Genomic DNA, 21,874 nt, shown 5'->3' on the forward strand with positions numbered 1-21,874 from the left:
TTTAGTTTCATGTTTAAAGTTTCAAGTTGCTGTAGACAACCTGAAACCTGAAACCTGACACGAGGCTTTAGCCGAATCGGCGAAGCAAACTTGAAACAAAAAACAAATAATGAAAGTAACAGAACATATAGAAAACGCCAAAGGAAAAACATTATTCTCATTTGAAATTATTCCTCCTCAAAAAGGGAAAAGCATTCAGGAATTATACGACAATATTGATCCGTTGATGGAATTTAAACCGCCATTTATTGATGTAACAACCTCTCGTGAAGAGTACATTTACATTGATAGAGGTAACGGACTTTTAGACAAAAAAATGACCCGTATGCGTCCGGGAACGCTTGGAATCTGCGCTTCTATAAAGCATAAATACAATGTAGATACTGTGCCGCATTTACTTTGCGGAGGATTTACTAAGGAAGAAACGGAATATGTGTTAGTGGATTGTCACTATCTGGGAATTAATAATGTGATGGCGCTTCGTGGAGATGCTATGAAACACGAACAGTCCTTCGTCCCTAAAGAAGGCGGTAATCATTATGCTGTTGATCTGGTTAGACAAATAAATGATCTGAACTGCGGAAAATATCTTCATGAAGTAATGGATGTCGACAACAGAGCTGATTTTTGTATTGGTGTTGCAGGTTATCCGGAGAAACATCTGGAGTCTCCTTCTTTGCAGTCTGATTTGCGACGACTAAAAGAAAAAGTAGATGCCGGGGCTGATTACGTAGTTACACAAATGTTTTTTGACAATGCTAAATATTTTGCTTTTGTAGAAAAAGCAAGGGAAATGGGCATTACAGTACCAATTATTCCAGGAATTAAACCCATTGCTGTTCAAAAACACATGCAGATTCTGCCTCAGATTTTCCGTATCGATTTACCGGAAGACTTGATTCACGAAGTAGATAAATGCAAAAATAATGCTGAAATCAAACAGGTAGGAGTCGAATGGGCAATCCAGCAGTCAAAAGAATTAAAAGCCGCAGGAGTTCCTTTTTTACACTATTATTCAATGGGTAAATCTGAAAATATTCGTCAGATTGCCAGCCAGGTTTTTTAATTTCAACCATTAGGTATTAAGTAAATAAAGTTACTTTTTCTGGTAAAGAATAAAAAGCTTCAGGAGCTATTTCCAGCTGTTCCTTCCAATCTTTTGTGCCGAACCCCGGCACAAAAGGATTTTCCCTCCCATCTGGGCTAGGGCATTTGGCATTTTAATTTCAATTTGTAATAATTAAAAAATTATGGAAAAAGAAGAACTACAGGCAATAGCATCCCAATTAAAACATCCATCCGGAGAAAAAGGAATCGAAATGGCAAATATGATGAACGAAACGAACATCAATATGACCAGACATTCCATTCAAAATCTAAATATTTTAAAAGAAAATAAAATTCTGGAATTAGGTCACGGAAATGCTGGCCATATTGAATTCCTTTTTGAACAGGGAGAAAACCTGAACTATTACGGACTTGAAATGTCGGAACTGATGTTTCAGGAAGCACGCAAGATCAACCGAAATTTTGTCTCTCAAAAACAAGCTTTCTTTTCGGTTTATGATGGAAATATGATTCCGTTTGAAAATGATTTTTTTGATAAAATATTTACTGTAAATACTATTTATTTTTGGCAGAAGCCTGAAGAATTGCTTTCAGAAATTTACAGGGTTTTAAAACCAAATGGAAATTTCTGTCTGACATTTGCTGAGGAAAGTTTTATGAAAACGCTTCCGTTTACACAATTTGAATTTGAGCTTTACAGTACAGAAAAAGCACTAAAACTAATTGAAAAAACTGTTTTTAAAATTGTTTATACTGAAAGCCAGACTGAAAAGGTAAAAAGCAAAACAGGCGAATTGGTTGACCGGGCTTTTACTACAATTGTTTTAGAGAAGTAAAATTTTTATCAGTTTTAATCATTCTGTTTTATTGCTTACTATTTTATACGTCAAATTTTTTAAAATTACTTAATAATGAATTCAGTACTTCAACACGATTTAAATAATTTTGAAAATATTTTAGAAAAAACAAAACAGCAGGGAATCGACTTTTTGAATAATCTCGAAAATATTCCGACTTCTAACAAAAATTCAATCGATCACAGCAGAGAATTAAACGAATTAGGTTTAGGTTCTCTTGCGGCTTTAGAAGAGTTTAATGAAAGACTTGCACCGTTAATGGTTGCTTCTTCGGGACCAAGATATTGGGGTTTTGTAACCGGTGGTTCAACACCGGCATCTATTGTTGGCGACTGGCTGACTTCAATTTACGACCAAAACACACAAGCTGTAAAAGCGCAGGGAGGCGTATCGGCATTAATCGAATTTGAAACAATTAATCTGCTTTTGCAATTATTAGAGCTGCCAAAATCATTTTTAGGAGGATTTGTAACCGGCGCAACAATGTCAAATTTTACTTGTTTAGGAGTTGCGAGACAATGGTTTGGAAAACAATCGGGTAAAGATTTTGCTAAAAACGGAATAACAGAAACCATAAATATTTTTTCTGCTACACCACATTCTTCTTCCATAAAAACATTATCGATGTTGGGAATTGGAAGCCAGAATTATACCGTGATTCAAACCATGGCAGGAAATCGTGAAGCAATTAATGTAACTGATTTAGAGGAAAATATAAAAAACCTGAGCGGGAAACCTTTTATTTTAATTTCGAGTGCTGCAACAGTAAATACAGCCGATTTTGATGATTTTGTGGCTATTTCAAAACTAAGAGAAAAGTACAAATTCTGGTGGCATATTGATGCTGCTTTTGGAGGTTTTGCAGCAGTTTCAGATAAATATAAACATCTGGTAAAAGGCTGGGAAGGCGCAGACAGTATTACAATTGATTGTCATAAATGGCTGAATGTACCTTATGAAAGTGCTTTTTATTTGATAAAAGAGCAGCATACAGCTTTGCAGATTGAAACTTTTCAAAACTCAAATGCACCATATTTAGGAAACCCATTAGAGAATTTTAATTATCTGAATGTACTTCCTGAAAATTCAAGGCGTTTAAGGGCTCTGCCTGTTTGGTTTTCACTATTGGCATACGGAAAAGAAGGTTTCCGGGATATAGTTGAAAATAACATTACATTGGCTCTGCACTTCGGAAATGCTCTTATTGAGGATGAATCTTTTGAGCTTCTGGCGCCAATTCGCTTGAACAATGTATGTTTTACATTAAAAGGCGACTATAATCAGGAAAAAGTAGCTCAGTTTTTGTCTGAACTTAATGACACCGGAAAAGTATTCATGACACCAACTGTTTATCAAAATAAAAAAGGAATCCGGGCTTCATTTGTAAATTGGAGAACAACGGAAGAAGACATAATCATTGTTATAAAAGAAATGAAAGAAGTTTTTTCTAATGTTTAATCATCTTAAACCAATTATAATAAAAGAAAGATCTGCAAAAAAACAGATCCTTTTCTATTCAAAAAAAAAATAAAAAACAAAAAAAGTAACTAAAGACATCGGTTTCAAAGAATGTCAAAACCATTTATAATTACAAATATAAAACTATTTATAATAAATCTAAATAAAAATAGAAAAATATTTAATTTTTATAGTATATGTTACAAACTAGAAGGATAAAAAGGATAATGCATTTTAAATCAGTAAATGACAAATTTGTATGGGGCGAATTGTTTTGATTGCCTTATATTTAGCATTTATTTGTAAATGAATCGAGAATGAAAATTGTAAAAAAGAATTTCTGTTTGTGTCTTCTGATTTTTTCAAATGTTATTTTATCACAAAACAAAGATCTTCAGATTCCATTATGGGAAAATGGTGCTCCGGGTTTTGAAAATCTTAAGAATGAACCGGAGCAGGCTCAGGACTGGTGGGTCAGAAACATTCATAATCCATCAATAACGGCATATTTCCCAGAGAAACCAAATGGTATGGCTGTGCTTATTTGTCCGGGAGGTGGACATGAAAACCTCGTTTTTAATTCGGAAGGAAAAGATGCGGCTGTGTTTTTAAACAGTATAGGAATAACGGCCTTTGTTTTAAAATATCGTTTAGCCAGAACAAAAGATTCGCCATATAAATTAGAAACACATGTCAAGCAGGACGCCGAAAGAGCGATGAGAGTCATAAGAAGCAAAGCAGCCGAATTCAAAATTGATGCTAACCGGATTGGTGCGATGGGATTTTCAGCAGGCGGTGAAGTTGTCGCAATGATTGCTTATAATTCTAATAATGTTTTAAAAAACACTTCGGATGCAATAGACAAATTAGACGCACAGCCCAATTTTCAAATATTAGTTTATCCCGGACCCTTGTTTATTCCGAAAGAGATTAAGGCAGATGCTCCGCCCGCTTTTTTAGTAGCGGCAAATGATGATTCCTGCTGTTCGGCACCGATAGTTGAGCTGCTTAATGGATACCGAAAAGCAGATGTGCCTGTAGAAATGCATTTGTACTCAAAAGGTGGTCATGCTTTTAATATGGGAAAAAGATCCAAAACAAATTCCTTAAAAACCTGGTCCCAACGATTAGCGGACTGGTTTGAAGATAATAATTATTTTGTGAAGTGATTTTATAAAAGAAAGCCCGTTTAAAATTTTAAAACGGGCTTTTTTTTATCTTAAATCGAAAAATCTTATTTAGTAATTTCCCTAAATACAGCTTCCAGATTTTTATTTTTCTGGTTGAGCTGTAATGTTTTTAAACCATTATCGTGTGCAAAATCAAAAACTGCGGGACGCATGTCCTTGTCAGACAAGAAAGTCAGTTCCCATAAACAATCGTGGATGTTTTTGTATGATTTTAAATGCGGAATAGCAGCAATTGCCTGTTCTTCAATTTTATAATCAAATTCAACTTCAATTACCTGTTCTTTGTCTGCTGAAATTAAGTTGTCCAGCTTTTTGTCTGCCACAATTTTCCCTTTGTCAATGATTATGACACGATCGCAAATGGCTTCGACTTCCTGCATGATGTGTGTTGATAAAAAAACAGTTTTATCTTTACCCACATTTTTAATTACATTACGGATTTCGATTAACTGATTCGGATCCAGTCCGGTAGTTGGTTCATCCAGAATTAATACATCAGGATTGTGTAATAAGGCGTTGGCAAGTCCTACACGCTGACGGTATCCTTTAGATAACTGATTTATTTTTTTATGGCTTTCCGCTGTCAGTCCTGTCAGTTGAATTACTTCTTCGATTCTGGATTTATTCACTTTATAGACATCAGCGTTAAAAGCCAAATATTCACGAACATACAAATCCAAATATAACGGATTGTGTTCAGGCAGATAGCCAATGGAACGCTGCACCTCTTTGGTGTTTGTCATGACATCATGACTATTTACAAGGGCTGATCCACTATCTGCAAGTAAATATGTCGTCAAAATTTTCATTAAAGTAGATTTTCCGGCACCGTTTGGTCCCAGAAATCCTACGATTTCCCCTTTCTCAATTTTAAAAGAAATTTCATCTAAAGCTTTTTGCTCTCCGTAACTTTTTGATATGCTGTTTACTTCTATCGACATGACTTTTTATTTGTTACAAAAGTAAACAGAAATAGTCTTGTTTGCTACATTTTGTCTTTTAAAAGAAATTAAAAGTGATGCTTACAACGGCATTGTTTTTGTCTAAAGGATTGAAAATTTAAATAAAACCCAAATCATGAAAAAAATTTTAGTGATGGCAGCTTTGGCTATCTGCAGTTTTGCAAACGCTCAAAAAGGAACAATTTTAGTAGGTGGAAACATCTCTTACGAGTCTGAGAAATATGAATATCAGTTTGGCGAAGAGAAAACGAATGAATTTAGTTTTTCTCCTAGAGTTGGTTACCAGTTTAATGACAACTGGACTGTTGGAGGTGAGTTTACTGTTGGTTCTTCAAAAGAGGATTTTGGCGGTGGAGATGAAACTAAATTCAACAATTTTAAATTAGGGGCATTTTTACGTTACACAGTGCCTTTGAATCAGACATTCTCTGCTTTTGCTGATTTCGGTCTTGGTTTCCAGAACCAAAAAGAAAAAGAGTACAATAATGGAAATCTTACTTCAAAGTATAAAGCAGACGGTATGTACGTAGGTGTAACTCCTGCTCTTTTCATCAACATGAAAAAAGGTTTCGGCTTAAACTTTAATATTGGAGGTTTAGGGTACGAAACATTAAGTTACGATAATAATGGTCCTGATTACAGTAGATTTTACTTCAATTTTGGACAAACAATTAATATTGGAGTTTCTAAAAACTTCTAATCGTAGTTTTATATATTCAATTTCAGAAAGCACTCCGGTTGGGGTGCTTTTTTTTTGTCCGAAACCTTATGAAATCTACTATTTCATGTTAGCCCCGATAGAAATGGCATCCTGTTGTGGCGGGGTTCGCCACAAGAGATAGAATGGATAGCGGGACAAAAGGCTGTTTTGAAAACAATCGTTTCTGCTTCTAAGAAAAATAATGCCAGATAAGCGAAACAGGCAATCACAACTATAGAATTTTATATTTCGTCAGCTGATATAAGGTGAAAAAATGTAAAATAACGTATTTTTGAATTTTAGATCTTCAGTCTAAAATCAATAACCTACAATCTAAAATAGAAAAATGAACTGGGAACAACTTTTATCTCTTAAGAAACAAGGCGACACAAACAAAAGATTACGTATAGAACAAGATGACACACGTTTAGGTTTTGAGGTCGATTATGACCGAATCATCTTTTCGTCGGCATTTCGGTCTTTGCAGGATAAAACCCAGGTGATTCCGCTTTCTAAAACAGATTTTGTGCACACACGTTTAACACACAGTCTGGAAGTTTCCGTCGTAGGAAGATCTTTAGGGCGTTTAGTTGGGAAAAAAATCATTGAAAAATACCCTTATCTAAAAGAGGTTCACGGTTATCACATGAATGATTTCGGCGCTATTGTGGCTGCGGCTTCATTGGCGCATGATATCGGAAATCCGCCTTTTGGGCACTCTGGTGAAAAAGCCATTGGTGAATATTTTTCGAGCGGAAAAGGATTAAAATACAAAGACAAACTTACGGCTAAACAATGGCAGGATCTGATTGATTTTGAGGGAAATGCCAATGGTTTTTCTGTTTTAACAGGAAGCCGTCCCGGAATCGACGGAGGATTAAGAATATCTTACGCAACTTTGGGCGCTTTTATGAAATACCCGAAAGAAAGCCTTCCTAAAAAGCCAACAAACAATATTGCGGATAAAAAATACGGTTTCTTTCAGTCGGATAAGTTATTTTTTCAGGAAATTGCTCACGATATGGGTATGATTCCTAATAAAGAAAATGGCGATATTGGTTTTGAAAGACATCCTTTAGCTTATCTGGTTGAAGCTGCAGATGATATTTGCTATACCATAATCGACTTTGAAGACGGTATTAATTTAGGTTTGGTTTCTGAAGATTACGCTTTAGAATATCTGATCAAACTGGTAAAAGATAATATTGGTGTAGCGAAATACAAATTACTGGAAACAAAAGAAGACCGAATCAGTTATCTGCGTGCTCTCGCGATTGGCGCTTTGATCAATGACGCTGTAGATGTTTTTATAGAAAATGAAGAAGCAATTCTGGCAGGGAATTTCCCTTTTGCCTTAACAGATAAAAGCAAATACAAGGCACAGATGGATGATATTATCAAACTGAGTGTTGAAAAAATCTATCAGAGCCGTGAAGTTATCGAAAAAGAAATTGTAGGATATCAAATAATCCAGACGTTACTGGATAAATTTATAACCGCTTTTAACAACAAATACGAAGGTACTGCTTCAAATTACGATAAACTGATTCTGAAAATGCTTCCTGAAAAACACCATTTGGAAAAAGGCAATTTATACGAGCGTCTGCTTCATATTTGTCACTACGTTTCTCTTTTAACAGATGGCAATGCGTTAGAATTATATGAAATGATTAATGGCAGAAAAAACAATTAATGAGTTAAAAAGCATACACAAGACCAACGCCCAGAACTTGTCTTAGCTGGGTTCTTGGTCCGTCATCTACCTGTGATTTTGAACCTGAAACAGGATCAACAACTTCTTTTTTTGTTTTGATATCATCATCATAAATAATGTGAACACCAATGTTTGCTTTTACATAAGCGTTCACTACAAGATCCAGACGGGTATCGTAATCCACATCTACATTTCCAAACCTATTTAAATAATCTGTATATAAAGTTAGTCGGTTTTCATAAAAAATGTTTTTGTAAATCTCATTTTTCATGTATCCGGTAAAAAGGATACCAAATTCAGCCTTTACTTTTTGACCGTCTTCAATTAAAATTTCGTTCTCAGGATCAAGAGGGTCAGTAGCATAAACTGCTTTTTTAACACCAAAAGCTCCCTGATTCGCTAAATCCTGATCTAATACCAAAGTCGTTTTTAAGGTGATTGGAGAGAAATAAAAAGTTCTGTTTTTTTTCTTGTCTGAATTCTCAGCTCCGGCTCCCAGGAAGATATAAGCGGGAGCAAAAGGTTTAGAGATAGCAACATCCCTGTTTGGATATTTATAACCGTTGGTAAATTGGGTATTGAAATTGAATTTTGCAGAGTAGAACCAATTAGAAAGCGTATCTCTTCTATAACCATAAGTGGAGTTAAACTGAATAGCATCATCTGTTTTTCTCAATTCGGTACCGTCCTGTTTATTCATACCGTATTTTACAATCAGTTCATTAAACCATTTATGATTGTTTTTATTATATGTTCTGGTAAATTCACCCTTAAAAAGTCCTGAAATTGAACTGGTTCCCCCTGCACTCCAATTGACAAAAGCTATTTCTGAAATATCAAAACCAAGTTTGTTTTTTTTAGCCCAGTTTGAAGGAACAGGCGGCGCTTGTTTAGGGTCTAAGGTTGTCTGGATAATCTGGGCAAAACTGTTTGTTGCAAATATAAAAAGGAATAAAAACAGGGTCGGTCGTAATAATTTCATCAGATAAACTTTTGATTTTTTTCGGCGCTGCAAAATACTATTTTTCAATGTTTGAAAAAAGATTTACTAAGCTTTTAACGTCAATTTTGGAAAATTGTTGTTGCTCAATTACTGTGCCATGTTCAATAAAAGTATCCTGAACACCTAAAATTTCTATTTTTGCTGAAAAATTATTTGCTGTTGCATATTCTAAAACAGCACTTCCAAAACCACCAATTTTTGAGGCGTCTTCGATGGTGATGATATGGCCGAAAGAGGTTAAGATTTTGTTTAACAAATCATTGTCTAAAGGTTTTATGAAAGGGAAATCGTAATGAGCAATGGTTTTAGGATTTTTTAATTCATTTAAAGCAGCAATTACATTATTTCCAATCGAGCCGGTAGATAAAACTGCTGTTTTTGTCCCGGGTTTTAAGCAATTTCCCTTTCCGAACATTATCTTTTCATAATTCCGGTAATTTTCTGATTGCCATTTTGGTAAAACGCCACGGCCACGAGGGTATCGAATGGCAATGGGATGTTTCAGAGAACCTAATTGCACAGTATATAAAATATTCTGAAGCGCAATTTCATTGATTGGTGCATAAAGAATCATATTTGGAACAGTGCGCAGGTATGCAATATCAAAGACACCATGATGCGTTGCACCATCTTCACCAACCAGACCGGCTCTGTCCAGACAAAAAATAACCGGTAAATTTTGCAAAGCCACGTCATGAATTACCTGGTCATAAGCGCGCTGCAAAAAAGTCGAATAAATATTGCAATAGACAATCATGCCCTGAGTTGCCATTCCTGCTGCGAGCGTAACGGCATGCTGTTCTGCAATTCCAACGTCAAAGGCACGTTCCGGAATTTCATCCATCATAAACTTTAAAGAACTTCCGGATGGCATTGCCGGAGTTATTCCAATGATTTTTTCGTTGTTTCTGGCTAAATCTAAAATAGTCAATCCAAAAACATCCTGATATTTTGGAGGCAGATTTTCTTCCGACTTTAAATGAATTTCACCGGTTGAAGGATCAAATTTTCCGGGAGCATGGTATTTTACCTGATTTTGTTCAGCCTGCTGCAGCCCTTTTCCTTTTGTGGTAACAATATGAAGAAACTTTGGCCCTTTTATCTTTTTCAGGCGATTTAATTCTTTGATTAATAATTGGATATCATGCCCGTCGATTGGACCTGAGTAGTCAAAATTTAAAGATTTAATGATATTATTCTGCTTCGGATTTTTCCCGTTTTTAACCGCTGTCAAATATTTTTTTAAAGCGCCTACGCTTGGGTCGATTCCGATGGCATTATCGTTAAGGATTACCAGAATATTAGCATCGGTAACGCCGGCATGGTTTAAGCCTTCAAACGCCATTCCGCTTGCTATGGAAGCATCTCCAATAACGGCAATGTGTTCTTTGTCAAAATCACCTTTTAGTTTAGAAGCAATCGCCATTCCAAGCACCGCTGAGATTGAAGTTGAGGAGTGCCCAACACCAAACGCATCATAAATACTCTCGTCTCTTTTTGGAAAACCTGAAACGCCTCCAAGTTGTCTGTTGGTGTGAAAGTTTTCTCTTCTTTCGGTCAAAATCTTATGTCCGTAGGCCTGATGGCCCACATCCCAAACTAATAAATCTTCGGGGGTATTAAAAACATAATGCAATGCAATCGTTAATTCGACCACGCCCAGACTGGCACCAAGATGTCCTTCTTTTACAGAAACCACATCTATAATAAACTGACGTAATTCATGAGCGACCTGAGCAAGCTGTTCTTCTTTTAAAAGACGTAAATCGGAGGGATTGTATATGTTCGAAAGTAAATCGCTTTTCATTGTAAAGGTAAAAAGCAAATTTACGGTTTTAAATTTAATTTTTTTGGGAGAGTCTTATTTCAATAAAACAGGAACCGAATATTGCATTCTGATTTTTTTGCCGTTCGATTCGCCGGGCTGCCATTTCGGACACAAATTCAAAACCCTGATGATTTCCTTTTCAAGAGGCTCTTCAACTGCCGGCGAACATTCAAGAAATGAAACTGTGCCGTTTTTTTCTACAGCAAATGCAAGTGTGAAATTAAGTTTCCAGTAACTTACACCTTCCGGTTTTTTATATTCTTTCATAAAAAAGCTATGAAACTGATCAATACCGCCTGGGAATTCTGCATTTTTGTTGAGAGGAACTTCGGGTTTGACTACATTCTCCTTTTTTGAAGCACTGCTTTTTATGTCTTTTTCAGGATTAGTAATGTTTTCTTCTTGTTTTACAGATTCTATCTGAATTGCTTTTTTTGGTGATGAAATAACTTTTTCATTAGTGATTTCGATATTTTTTTCAGTATGTTCCTGGTTATCTTCTTCTGATAATTGAGAAGAGTGAGGAGTCTGTTCTGATGTGTTGATTTTATCTTTTTCTGTATCAGCAATTTCAATTTCGTTATTTTGTTTTTTATTAGTCTCTTTATCTGTACAACTAAATAAAGTTCTTCCCATGAAAAGAAATAAAACGAATAAACATACTTTACATTTATGTAAATACTTGTACAAAATGCGATTTGGGAATTGAATAGTAATCGTCAAGGTTTTAATATTAATGTTATTTCCTGCCTGAATTTCAGGATTTAAAAATAGTAAAAAATAATTAGTAAAACTTTTTCTAAAAAATGAGGTAAATATTTTCATTAATTGCCTCAGAAAATCAGTATATTTGAGTTGATTAATTTTATTAATTGCCTCATGAAATATAATTGGCAACTAAAAGACTGGCAAAATTTTGTATATGATGATTCAGTTATAGATTCATTGTGTATTGATTTTGCATTTGAAACAGGAGAGGTAAAAGGTCTTGTTGATTCCTTACCCAATATAATTAAACAAGAAGCTATTTTACAATTTATGATTTCAGAAGCTATCAAAACTTCTGAAATTGAAGGGGAATATTATAGTCGGCAAGATATAATGTCATCTATTAAGAAAAACTTAGGTATTGGTAACAATTTTGACTATATAAGAGATAAAAATGCTCAAAGTGTTGGAAAGTTGATGGTAACAGTTCGTAACTCTTATTCAGAACAATTGACTGAAATAATGATAAAGCAATGGCACGATATTCTTATGGAATATTCAAAAAGGGTTAATTCAGGCCAATATAGAGTGGGAGATGAACCAATGCAAATTGTTTCAGGTTCCTATGGTAAAGAAATTATTCATTTTGAAGCACCGCCATCAAATCAGGTTTCAGTTGAAATGAAAAAATTTATTAAATGGTACCATGATTTCGAGGTACAAACAAACGATGTAAAAAAAGCACTTATTAAAACTTCTATTTCTCATTTGTATTTTGAGAGTATTCATCCTTTTGAAGATGGGAATGGAAGAATTGGAAGAGCAATTGCAGAGAAATGTCTTGCTGAATCTTTAAATCGACCAGTTTTAATGAGTATTTCAAGTACTATAGAACAGAACAAAAAAAAATACTATCAATCTTTAAAACAAGCCCAGAAAACCCTTGAAATTACAGATTGGATTTTTTACTTCTCTACTTTGATTTTAGAATCTCAAAGAAAAGCTAAACAAACTGTCCTTTTTACATTAAACAAAACTAGATTTATTGATCGGTTTAAGAACCAAATGAATCAAAGACAAATAAAGGCGGTTTTGAAAATGTTCGAAAATGGTGTTTCGGGTTTTGAAGGAGGAATGACTGCCATAAAATATGTTTCAATTACTAAAACATCAAGAGCAACCGCTACAAGAGATTTGCAGGATTTGACAGGAAAGAAGATTTTAAAACCTAAAGGAGAGGGCAGAAACAGATCTTATGAACTGAACTTAGTTGAAGAAACTATGTAAAGTTGAGGGTTTGTTATCCTTCGCACCATTAACTAATAAAATATTATTTCAAAAATGTATTTTTGTAGTTATGATAAATCCCTTCACCGACGAATATTTTATGAAGAAAGCTTTACAGGAAGCTGAAATAGCTTATAATAAAGGCGAAATTCCTGTTGGTGCTGTTATTGTCGTGGCTGATAAAGTCATCGCAAGCAGTCATAATTTAACCGAATTGTTAAATGATGTCACAGCTCATGCCGAAATGCAGTCGATAACCGCAGCTGCAAATTTTCTGGGTGGAAAATATTTAAAAGACTGCACGCTGTATGTTACTTTAGAACCGTGTCAGATGTGTGCCGGTGCTTTGTACTGGAGCCAGATTTCGAAAATTGTTTTTGGCGCCCGTGACGAACAACGCGGATTTATGAATATGGGAACCAAACTGCATCCCAAAACTACAGTTGTTTCCGGAGTTATGGCCCATGAAGCGGCTGATTTAATGAAGCGTTTTTTTCTGGAGAGGCGTAAATAGCTTATGAAAACCGGAGCACTAGCCCAGATGGAAGCGGCATCCTTTTTCTTGCTTCTTTAGCAGGAAAAAGATATAGCGGACAGCTGGAAACAGCTCCTGATGCCTCTACAGAAGCTTATAAGCCTCTAAAATTTAAATAATTATATTAGAGAATTTTCTTCTTAAACAATTCAAAAAATATTTTACTTTTAACATAATTAAAATTACTTTTTACTGTTATGCATTTTAATAGTGAAATCTGTTAATTTTAGTTGCCTAACCCATTAACTCCAAATAAAAGTGAAAACAAAAGGATTAGTTCTCGTGCTTTGTGTGTTTTATATTTTTCAATCCTGCGGGCGAAAATCAGCTGCAGATTTTAATTCTGATTTTTCATTATTTAAAGAGTATATCACCAGTTTTACGGGCGGAATTGTTTCTTCGGATTCTGATATCCGAGTGGTTTTGGCTTTTGATAAAAACGACTGGAAACCGAATCAGGAATTAGATGACGACTTATTTGATATTTCGCCAGGTGTAAGCGGAAAAGTCGTAGCGCTTTCTACAAATACCTTAGCTTTTATTCCGGAGAAAAAACTCAAACCGGGAACAGAATACCAGGTTACTTTAAACTTAGATAAATTAACTGCCATTCCGAAAGAGAAAGAAAAGGAACTTTCAAAATTCAATTTTACAGTTAAGACTATTAAACAGGATTTTACCATAAATACGGGAGATATTCAATCGTACAGTAAAGAGTATCAGTATCTAAACTGCACTTTAAAAACAGCAGATAATATTGATCTGGAAACGGCTAAAAAATTAGTTGAAGCCAAACAAAAAGGTAATAATCTTAAAATTAAGTTTGAGAAAAATCCGGCTTCGGGTAAAGAATTTCATTTTATAATAGACAGTATTCAGCGTTATTCTGAAGCTACAAATCTGGAAATTATTTATGACGGAGATGATTTTGATATCGATCAGAAAGGACAAATCGATTTTCCGATTACAGGTATTAACGAATTTAAAGTTATAAAAGTTGAGGTTCCGGACGGAAACAATCAGCAGGTGTTAATCAATTTTTCTGAACCTCTTGAAAAAGGGCAGGATTTTGCGGGACTGGTTTCAATTCAGAATACTAATAATCTGAAGTTTTCAGCACAGGGAAATTTACTGAAAGTTTATTTTACCAATCAAAATACTCCTAAAAAAGATGAACCTGCCGCGGTCGTTATAGAAGAGGAGCCTGTTGAAGTAACTGTAGATTCAGCTGCTGTTGTAGTTGATTCGGCCGCTACTGTAGTTGATTCAGCCGCTGCTGTTGTAGAGGAAGCCGTTGAATATGTTCCGGATGAGGAGCCTGAACAAGTAATTACTGGCGAGTTATTACTGGAAGTGTTTCAGGGAATAGAAAGCCAATATGGCAAAAAACTGGAAAATAATTATAGCGAAAAAATCTCTTTTGACCAGATAAAACCAAATGTCCGTTTTATTAAAAACGGAACGATTTTGCCTAGTTCGAATAATTTAAAATTAAATTTTGAAGCTGTAAATTTAAGTGCTGTTGATGTAAAAGTGTATAAAATTTACAAGAATAATATTCTGCAGTTTCTTCAGTATAATGAGTTAAACGGAGCGCAAAATCTCAAGAAAGTGGCTCAGCCAATTGCCAGGACCACACTTAACTTAAAAGAAAGTACCCTTGTAAATTTAACCAAATGGAATACTTATGCTTTAGATTTATCTAAAATTATCAAGCCTGAACCAGGGGCGATATACAGAGTGGAGTTTGAATACAAAAGAAAATATTCGTTATACAAATGTGAAACTTCAGACGAAGATTCATACCAGGAAGAGGAAGAAGAGGTTGATGAAAATGATGTGAATTATAGCGGAAACTCGTATGATGATTACTATTATGATGATTATGACTGGCGAGAAAGTCAGGATCCTTGCTCGGGTTCGTATTATTATAATGCTAAAATAGCAACTAATATTCTGGCGACTGATTTGGGCGTAATCGCTAAAAGAGGAGAAAACAAATCCTATTTATTTGCTGTAAATAATATTGTAACAACTGAGCCGGTTTCGAATGCGAGAGTAGATTTGTATAATTTTCAACAGCAGAAAATTGCAACACAAGCAACAAGCAGTGAAGGTTTAGCAACTTTTCAACTGGATAAATTTGCCTATTTTGCTATTGTTACTTTAGGAGACCAATCGACTTATGTGAAACTGGATGACGGGCTTTCGCTGTCAGTCAGTAATTTTGATGTTGCGGGAGAAACACTTCAAAAAGGATTAAAAGGGTTTATTTACGGAGAGCGCGGAGTCTGGCGTCCGGGAGATAATTTGTATCTGTCCTTTATTTTGAATGATGCTTCGAATAAATTGCCAAAATCACATCCAATAAAATTCAGACTGAATGATCCGAATGGGAAAACTGTTTATCAAACGGTTCAAAAAACGAATGAACTAAATCATTATGCGTTTACGGTTCCTACAAATGCAGATGTTCCAACAGGAAACTGGGAAGCGATGGTGAGTGTGGGTGGTGCTAAATTTTACAAAAGCATCAAAATTGAAACGATCAAACCGAATCGTTTAAAAATCAAAAATACGTTTAGCAGAAAAACACTTTCAGCATCCTATCCAAATACAGATAATCTGGAAGTGACATGGCTGCACGGTGCAATTGCTAAAAATCTGAATGTAGAAATGCAGGCAAAATTTTCGCAGCAAACCACGACTTTTAAAGGATATGAAAAATATACTTTTGATGATTTAGTGCGCCAGTTCAGTACAGAAGAAATCAATGTCTTCTCCGGAAAAATAAACGAGAGCGGAAAAGCATCAGTTAACATTCAGCCAAGATTGCAAGGTCAGGCACCGGGAATGTTACGTGCTTCGTTCATTACAAAAGTATATGAAGAAGGCGGGGATTTTAGTACTGATGTGATGTCGACAACTTATTCGCCTTATAAAACCTATGTCGGAATTAAATCGCCGGAACCTAATAAATATGGTATGCTGGAAACCAGAACCAATAATCGTTTTGAAGTTGTTACGGTTGATGAAAACGGAAGGCCAAAACCGGTTCGAAATCTTGAAGTGAGAATCTATAAAGTTGAATGGAGATGGTGGTGGGATTCTTCGAGTGATAATTTATCGAATTATAATGCTGCGAATGCTACAACATCTTATAAATCAACTATAATAAATACTGATTCCAGCGGAAGAGGAAGTTTTCAGTTTGCTTTGACAGATGAAGAATGGGGGCGTTATTTGATTCGTGTGGAAGATCCTCAAGAAGGTCACGCTACTTCTTTAACCGTAAATATTGACTGGCCGATCTGGTCCGGGAAAACGCGAAACAGAGACGCTTCTAATGCAAATATGTTAGTGTTTTCTACCGATAAAAAGAACTATGCAGTTGGAGAAAAAGCACAGCTTTCTTTTCCTTCAAGTGAAGGCGGAAGAGCTTTAATTTCAATCGAAAACGGATCGAAAGTAGTGCAGACTATTTGGGCTGAAACCAAAAAAGGAGAAACTAAAGTTGAGGTTCCAATTACAGGTGCAATGGCGCCAAATGTGTATTTTAACATCACCTTATTACAGCCTCACGCTTCTACCAAAAATGATTCGCCTATTCGTATGTACGGAATTGTTCCAATTGAAGTCGTAGATAAAAATACCATTCTGGCTCCAACACTTTCAATGCCTGATGTTCTGAAACCAGAGCAAAATTTTATGGTAAAAGTGGGTGAAAAAACCGGAAAAGAAATGACCTATACAATTGCAGTTGTTGATGAAGGACTTTTAGATTTAACCCGTTTTAAAACACCGAATGCCTGGGATAGTTTCTACGTTCGTGAAGCTTTAGGAGTAAAAACCTGGGATATTTATGATGATGTAATTGGGGCTTATGGCGGAAAAATAAACCAGATTTTCAGTATTGGTGGTGACCAGGACTTGGGAGGCGGAAAAGCGAAGAAAGCAAACCGTTTTAAACCTGTTGTCTTGTATTACGGACCATTTAAATTAGGAAAAGGAGAAACTAAATCACATCAATTAAAATTACCAAAATACATTGGCTCAGTGCGAACAATGGTTGTGGCAGGAGATGCCAATACAAGTGTTTACGGAAGTGTAGAAAAAGCAACTCCGGTGAAGAGTCCGCTGATGGTTTTGGCTTCATTGCCAAGAAAGATTTCGCCATCAGAGAAAGTAACTCTTCCTGTAACTGTTTTTGCAACTGAAAACAAAATCAAAAATGTCTCAGTTCAGGTAAAAACAAGCAACGGATTGAAAGTTGTCGGAAGTGCGGTTCAGAGGTTAAACTTCAAACAACCGGATGAAAAAATGGCTTACTTTAATTTAGTTGTCGGTTCTGCAACCGGAATTGCGAAAGTTCAGGTTATTGCAACTTCAGGAAGTGAAAAATCAGTTTATGATGTCGAAATTGATATGACAAATCCTAATCCGGTTACGAGTACTTTTACCGATGTTGTTTTGTCGCCCAACAGTTCTAAAACAATTTCATGGAAAACCTTTGGAATTGCCGGAAGTAATAAAGCAAGACTGGAAGTTTCATCAATGCCGTCGATGAATTTGAACGGAAGATTACAATTTTTAATTCAGTATCCGCATGGATGTGTAGAGCAAACGACTTCATCTGTTTTTCCTCAATTGTATTTAGGAGATATGGCGGATGTTGATACGAAACGCAAAGATCTGATTCAGAAAAATATTGCAGCCGGAATTGCGAGATTGGGCAATTTCCAATTGTCAAACGGAGGAATGCCGTATTGGCAAGGAAATGCAATTGCAGATGACTGGGGAACTTCTTACGCCGGACATTTCTTAATTGAAGCAGAGAAAAAAGGATATGTTTTGCCGATTAATTTCAAATCAAAATGGCTGGGATATCAGCAACGCGAAGCAAAACAATGGCGTTTTGAGCCTAAATACGGAAATGATTTAGCTCAGGCATATCGTTTATATACTTTGGCTTTAGCCGGAAATGCCGATTTATCAGCGATGAACCGATTGAGAGAGACAAAAGGCATTTCGAATGAAAGTATGCTTCGTCTGGCAGCAGCTTATGTTTTAGCAGGGCAAAAATCTGCCGGACAAAGTTTGTTTTTACGCACAAGTATCGACGGAAGTTCAGACGGCTACAGCTATTACTATTATGGTTCAAATGAAAGAAACAGAGCAATGGCGCTGGAAACAATGCTTCTTTTAGGACAGAAGCAAAAAGCTTTTACAACAGCCGTAAAACTAGCCAAAGAAATGTCGGCTAATCAATGGATGAGTACGCAGACAACGGCTTATTGCCTGTATGCAATGTCGAAATTTGCGATAAGCAATGGTCCGAAAGGAATCAATGTTCAGTTTAGTAAAAACGGAAAGGTGCAGACAATAAACACAAGTAAATCAGTTGCAGATCGCAGTTTGTCTGTTGCTTCAGGAGCAAATAGTATTACGATTAAAAATAATAAAGCGAATACAGTTTATGTTCGTATACTGAACACAGGAATTCTGCCAATCGGAAAAGAAAATGCGGTTCAAAGTGATGTTACGGCTTCTATTGTTTTCAAAAACAGAAAAGGAAGTCTAATCAATGTTTCCAGAATTAGTCAGGGAACCGAATTTGTTGCTGAGGTTACGATTAAAAATCAAAGAGGAGAAAGTGTTCAAAATGTTGCATTGTCGCAGATTTTGCCTTCAGGATTCGAAATTGTAAATACGCGTTTTACAGATTATGGAGATGCTGTAAACAATATCGCAGATTATATTGATATCCGCGACGACAGAACGAATTTCTATTTCGGAATGAAATCCAGAGAAACTAAAGTTTTCCGTATTCTGTTAAACGCATCATATCTAGGGAATTATTATCTGCCGGGATTACAATGCGAAGCGATGTACGATAATACATTCTTAGCAAGAACAAAAGGATTCTGGGTTGAGGTGGTGAAATAGAATTATTAGCCACAGATTATAAAGATTAATCTCTCGCAGATTTTGCAGATCAAGCAGATAAAATAAATCTTTAAAATCTGCGTAATCTGCGAGAGAAAAAATATAGGGCACTTTAATATAGCCAAAGATTAATTGATTAAAATAATTTTTAGAAATCTGTGCTAATCTGCGAGCAAAAAAACTTTGCGAACTTTGCGAATAACTTTGCGCCTTTGCGGTTAAATAATTACTACGTTGGAAAATAAACTAATAGCGTTCTCAAAACGCATTATAACCTGGAGCAAAAAAAACAAAATCAAATCAGCAATTGTATTTCTGCTCTTGCTGATTTACTATTTTTCGATACCCCGAACTTTATTCAAAGAACCGTATTCAACAGTTATAGAAAGCAAAGAAGGAGAATTGCTCGGCGCTAAAATTGCCAGAGACGGACAATGGCGTTTTCCAGCGCAGGACAGCGTGCCGGATAAGTTCAAGAAATGCATTGTGTATTTTGAAGATGAATATTTTTATAAACATCCGGGATTTAATCCCGCAGCGATGATAAATGCTTTTAAGCAAAATAGAAAAGCAGGAAAAGTGGTTCGAGGCGGAAGTACATTAACACAACAGGTTATTCGCTTATCCCGAAAAGGAAAAAACAGAACTTATTTAGAAAAAATAATAGAAATTATTCTCGCTACCATATTACAACTAGGCTATTCTAAAAATGAAATTCTCGAAATGTACGCAGCGCACGCACCGTTTGGTGGAAATGTTGTGGGACTGGAAATGGCTTCATGGCGTTATTTTGGTGTTCAGTCAAATCAATTGTCATGGGCAGAAAATGCAGTTTTAGCCGTTTTACCAAATGCGCCAAGTTTAATTTATCCGGGAAAAAATCAAATAAAGTTATTAAATAAAAGAAACCGACTTTTGTTAAAACTGCATCAGGAAGGCATAATTGACAAGCAGACTTACGAACTTTCAATACAAGAACCTTTGCCTCAAAAACCTTATGATCTTCCGCAAATTGCACCTCATTTATTACAGAGAGTTGCTAAAAACGAAGAAGGAATGCGAGTACAAACTACTATTGATTATGCTTTGCAAAACAGGGTCAATCAAATTGCGAGATATTATTACAATCAGTACAAACAGAATGAAGTTCATAATCTGGCGATTTTGGTAATTGATGTTCAAAGCAGAAATGTAATGAGTTATGTTGGAAATGCTCCAACAGATAAAGATCATCAAAAAGATGTGGATATTATTGATGCGCCAAGAAGTACAGGAAGTATCCTGAAACCGCTTTTGTATGCCGCAATGCTTGATGATGGTGAATTATTGCCTAATACTTTAATTGCTGATATTCCAACGCAGATTTCCGGTTATACACCTCAAAATTTCAATTTAACTTTTGACGGAGCTGTTCCGGCACATCGGGCATTGTCACGATCTTTGAATATTCCGTCGGTTTTAATGTTGCAGGATTTTGGTGTTAACAAGTTTTACGAAGAACTGCAGAAATTCAAATTAAGGAACATCAATAAAACGCCGGATCATTACGGTTTATCCCTTATTCTTGGTGGTGCGGAAAGTAATTTGTGGGATTTATGCCGAACGTATGTTAATCTTTCATCTACAGTCAATTATTATACAAAAAATAAAGGGCAATATAGAACTAATGAATTTACTGAACTCAATTATAAAAACGATTTTAAACCTGATTTTGGCTCAGATACCAATCAGAAAAATATTTTGGGTGCAGGGTCAATTTGGCTGACTTACAACGCAATGGAAGAAGTAAACAGGCCGGAAGGAGATGAAGCCTGGAAGTTTTATGACAGTTCGCTTAAAATTGCATGGAAAACAGGAACCAGCTTCGGAAATCGTGATGCCTGGGCTATTGGAACAAATTCCAGATATGTTGTTGGAGTTTGGGTTGGAAATGCAACAGGTGAGGGAAGACCAACTTTGACGGGCGTTACAAGCGCAGCACCAATTTTATTCGATGTGTTTAATTTACTGCCAAGACAAAAATGGTTTGATACGCCGTATAATGATTTGGCTGAAGTTGAGGTTTGTCGTCTGAGCGGTTATCTGGCAAAAGATAATTGCCCTAAAATCAGACAATGGGTTGCTAAAAAAGGAAAATCGACTAAAGTTTGTCCGTATCATAAAACGGTACATTTAGATAAAACAGAACAATTTCAGGTAAACAGCAGTTGTGAAAGCGTAGATAATATAGTGACAAAAAACTGGTTTGTATTGCCTCCGGTTATGGCGTGGTATTACAAAAGCCAGCATATTGAATATCTGCCATTGCCTCCATTTAAAGAAGGTTGCGAAGGAACGCAAAACAGAACTATGGATTTTATTTATCCGAAAGCAAACAGTAAAATTTATTTGACGAAAGATTTTAACAGTAATGTACAGCCTGTAATTTTGAAAGTAGCTTATTCTGAAAGAGATAAAGAATTATTCTGGTATGTTGATGATGTATATAAAGCCACAACAAAAACCTTTCATGAATTGCCAATCACGCCAACAACAGGAATACATTACATTACAGTTGTGGATGCTTCGGGGAATGAAATCAGAAGAAAAATTGAGATTGTGAGGGAATAAAGAAGAAA

General features: G+C 35.7%; 14 protein-coding genes. 10 read left to right on the forward strand and 4 right to left on the reverse strand.

The features are described 5' to 3' along the window. The first annotated feature begins 109 nt into the window (after window positions 1-109). The 4 genes from metF (at window position 110) to GXM17_RS03925 (ending at window position 4,552) form a co-directional block, all read left to right on the forward strand. Window positions 110-1,066 carry a methylenetetrahydrofolate reductase [NAD(P)H] gene (metF, locus tag GXM17_RS03910; protein WP_163397989.1) on the forward strand — a complete coding sequence of 319 codons (957 nt, stop codon included), beginning with the start codon at window positions 110-112 and terminating at the stop codon, window positions 1,064-1,066. A 184-nt stretch (window positions 1,067-1,250) separates the two neighbouring features. Next, on the forward strand, window positions 1,251-1,904 hold the full coding sequence (locus GXM17_RS03915; RefSeq protein WP_163397990.1) for a class I SAM-dependent methyltransferase: 654 nt from the start codon (window positions 1,251-1,253) through the stop codon (window positions 1,902-1,904). 75 nt (window positions 1,905-1,979) lie between these two features. Continuing rightward, on the forward strand, window positions 1,980-3,383 hold the full coding sequence (locus GXM17_RS03920) for a pyridoxal phosphate-dependent decarboxylase family protein (RefSeq protein WP_163397991.1): 1,404 nt from the start codon (window positions 1,980-1,982) through the stop codon (window positions 3,381-3,383). Between the two features lie 317 nt (window positions 3,384-3,700). After that, a complete protein-coding gene (locus tag GXM17_RS03925; protein WP_163397992.1) occupies window positions 3,701-4,552 on the forward strand; it encodes an alpha/beta hydrolase in 852 nt (283 codons plus the stop codon). A gap of 65 nt (window positions 4,553-4,617) precedes the next feature. Here GXM17_RS03925 and gldA read toward each other — a convergent pair whose 3' ends face one another. Next, complete coding sequence (gldA, locus tag GXM17_RS03930; RefSeq protein WP_163397993.1) at window positions 4,618-5,514, reverse strand: gliding motility-associated ABC transporter ATP-binding subunit GldA; 897 nt, start codon at window positions 5,512-5,514, stop codon at window positions 4,618-4,620. Between the two features lie 136 nt (window positions 5,515-5,650). Here gldA and GXM17_RS03935 point away from each other — a divergent pair, with 136 nt between their 5' ends. Both GXM17_RS03935 and GXM17_RS03940 read left to right on the forward strand, forming a co-directional pair. Beyond that, window positions 5,651-6,235 carry an outer membrane beta-barrel protein gene (locus GXM17_RS03935; RefSeq protein ID WP_163397994.1) on the forward strand — a complete coding sequence of 195 codons (585 nt, stop codon included), beginning with the start codon at window positions 5,651-5,653 and terminating at the stop codon, window positions 6,233-6,235. A 346-nt stretch (window positions 6,236-6,581) separates the two neighbouring features. Further along, window positions 6,582-7,928 carry a deoxyguanosinetriphosphate triphosphohydrolase gene (locus tag GXM17_RS03940; protein ID WP_163397995.1) on the forward strand — a complete coding sequence of 449 codons (1,347 nt, stop codon included), beginning with the start codon at window positions 6,582-6,584 and terminating at the stop codon, window positions 7,926-7,928. Window positions 7,929-7,932: 4 nt separating this feature from the next. Here GXM17_RS03940 and GXM17_RS03945 read toward each other — a convergent pair whose 3' ends face one another. The 3 genes from GXM17_RS03945 to GXM17_RS21640 are packed head-to-tail and all read right to left on the reverse strand — an operon-like array spanning window position 7,933 to window position 11,416. Beyond that, window positions 7,933-8,931: a DUF3078 domain-containing protein gene (locus GXM17_RS03945; protein WP_163397996.1), complete on the reverse strand. Its 999-nt coding sequence runs from the start codon at window positions 8,929-8,931 to the stop codon at window positions 7,933-7,935. A gap of 37 nt (window positions 8,932-8,968) precedes the next feature. Beyond that, on the reverse strand, window positions 8,969-10,759 hold the full coding sequence (locus tag GXM17_RS03950) for a 1-deoxy-D-xylulose-5-phosphate synthase (RefSeq protein WP_163397997.1): 1,791 nt from the start codon (window positions 10,757-10,759) through the stop codon (window positions 8,969-8,971). A 54-nt stretch (window positions 10,760-10,813) separates the two neighbouring features. Continuing rightward, entirely contained in the window at window positions 10,814-11,416 is a 603-nt protein-coding gene (locus tag GXM17_RS21640; RefSeq protein ID WP_208796411.1) for a hypothetical protein, read from the reverse strand. 219 nt (window positions 11,417-11,635) lie between these two features. On the opposite strand from GXM17_RS21640, the gene GXM17_RS03960 reads away from it, so the two are divergent. The 4 genes from GXM17_RS03960 (at window position 11,636) to pbpC (ending at window position 21,866) form a co-directional block, all read left to right on the forward strand. After that, a complete protein-coding gene (locus tag GXM17_RS03960) occupies window positions 11,636-12,775 on the forward strand; it encodes a Fic family protein (protein WP_244307336.1) in 1,140 nt (379 codons plus the stop codon). A 70-nt stretch (window positions 12,776-12,845) separates the two neighbouring features. Next, window positions 12,846-13,289, forward strand: a complete 444-nt coding sequence (locus tag GXM17_RS03965) for a nucleoside deaminase (protein ID WP_163397998.1) — start codon at window positions 12,846-12,848, stop codon at window positions 13,287-13,289. A gap of 279 nt (window positions 13,290-13,568) precedes the next feature. Next, window positions 13,569-19,256, forward strand: a complete 5,688-nt coding sequence (locus tag GXM17_RS03970) for an alpha-2-macroglobulin family protein (RefSeq protein WP_163397999.1) — start codon at window positions 13,569-13,571, stop codon at window positions 19,254-19,256. 234 nt (window positions 19,257-19,490) lie between these two features. Further along, window positions 19,491-21,866 (forward strand): penicillin-binding protein 1C, encoded by a 2,376-nt coding sequence (pbpC, locus tag GXM17_RS03975; RefSeq protein WP_163398000.1) that lies wholly within the window; start codon window positions 19,491-19,493, stop codon window positions 21,864-21,866. The last annotated feature ends 8 nt before the right edge of the window (window positions 21,867-21,874 follow it).

Source organism: Flavobacterium fluviatile (assembly GCF_010645065.1).
GTDB lineage: Bacteria > Bacteroidota > Bacteroidia > Flavobacteriales > Flavobacteriaceae > Flavobacterium > Flavobacterium fluviatile.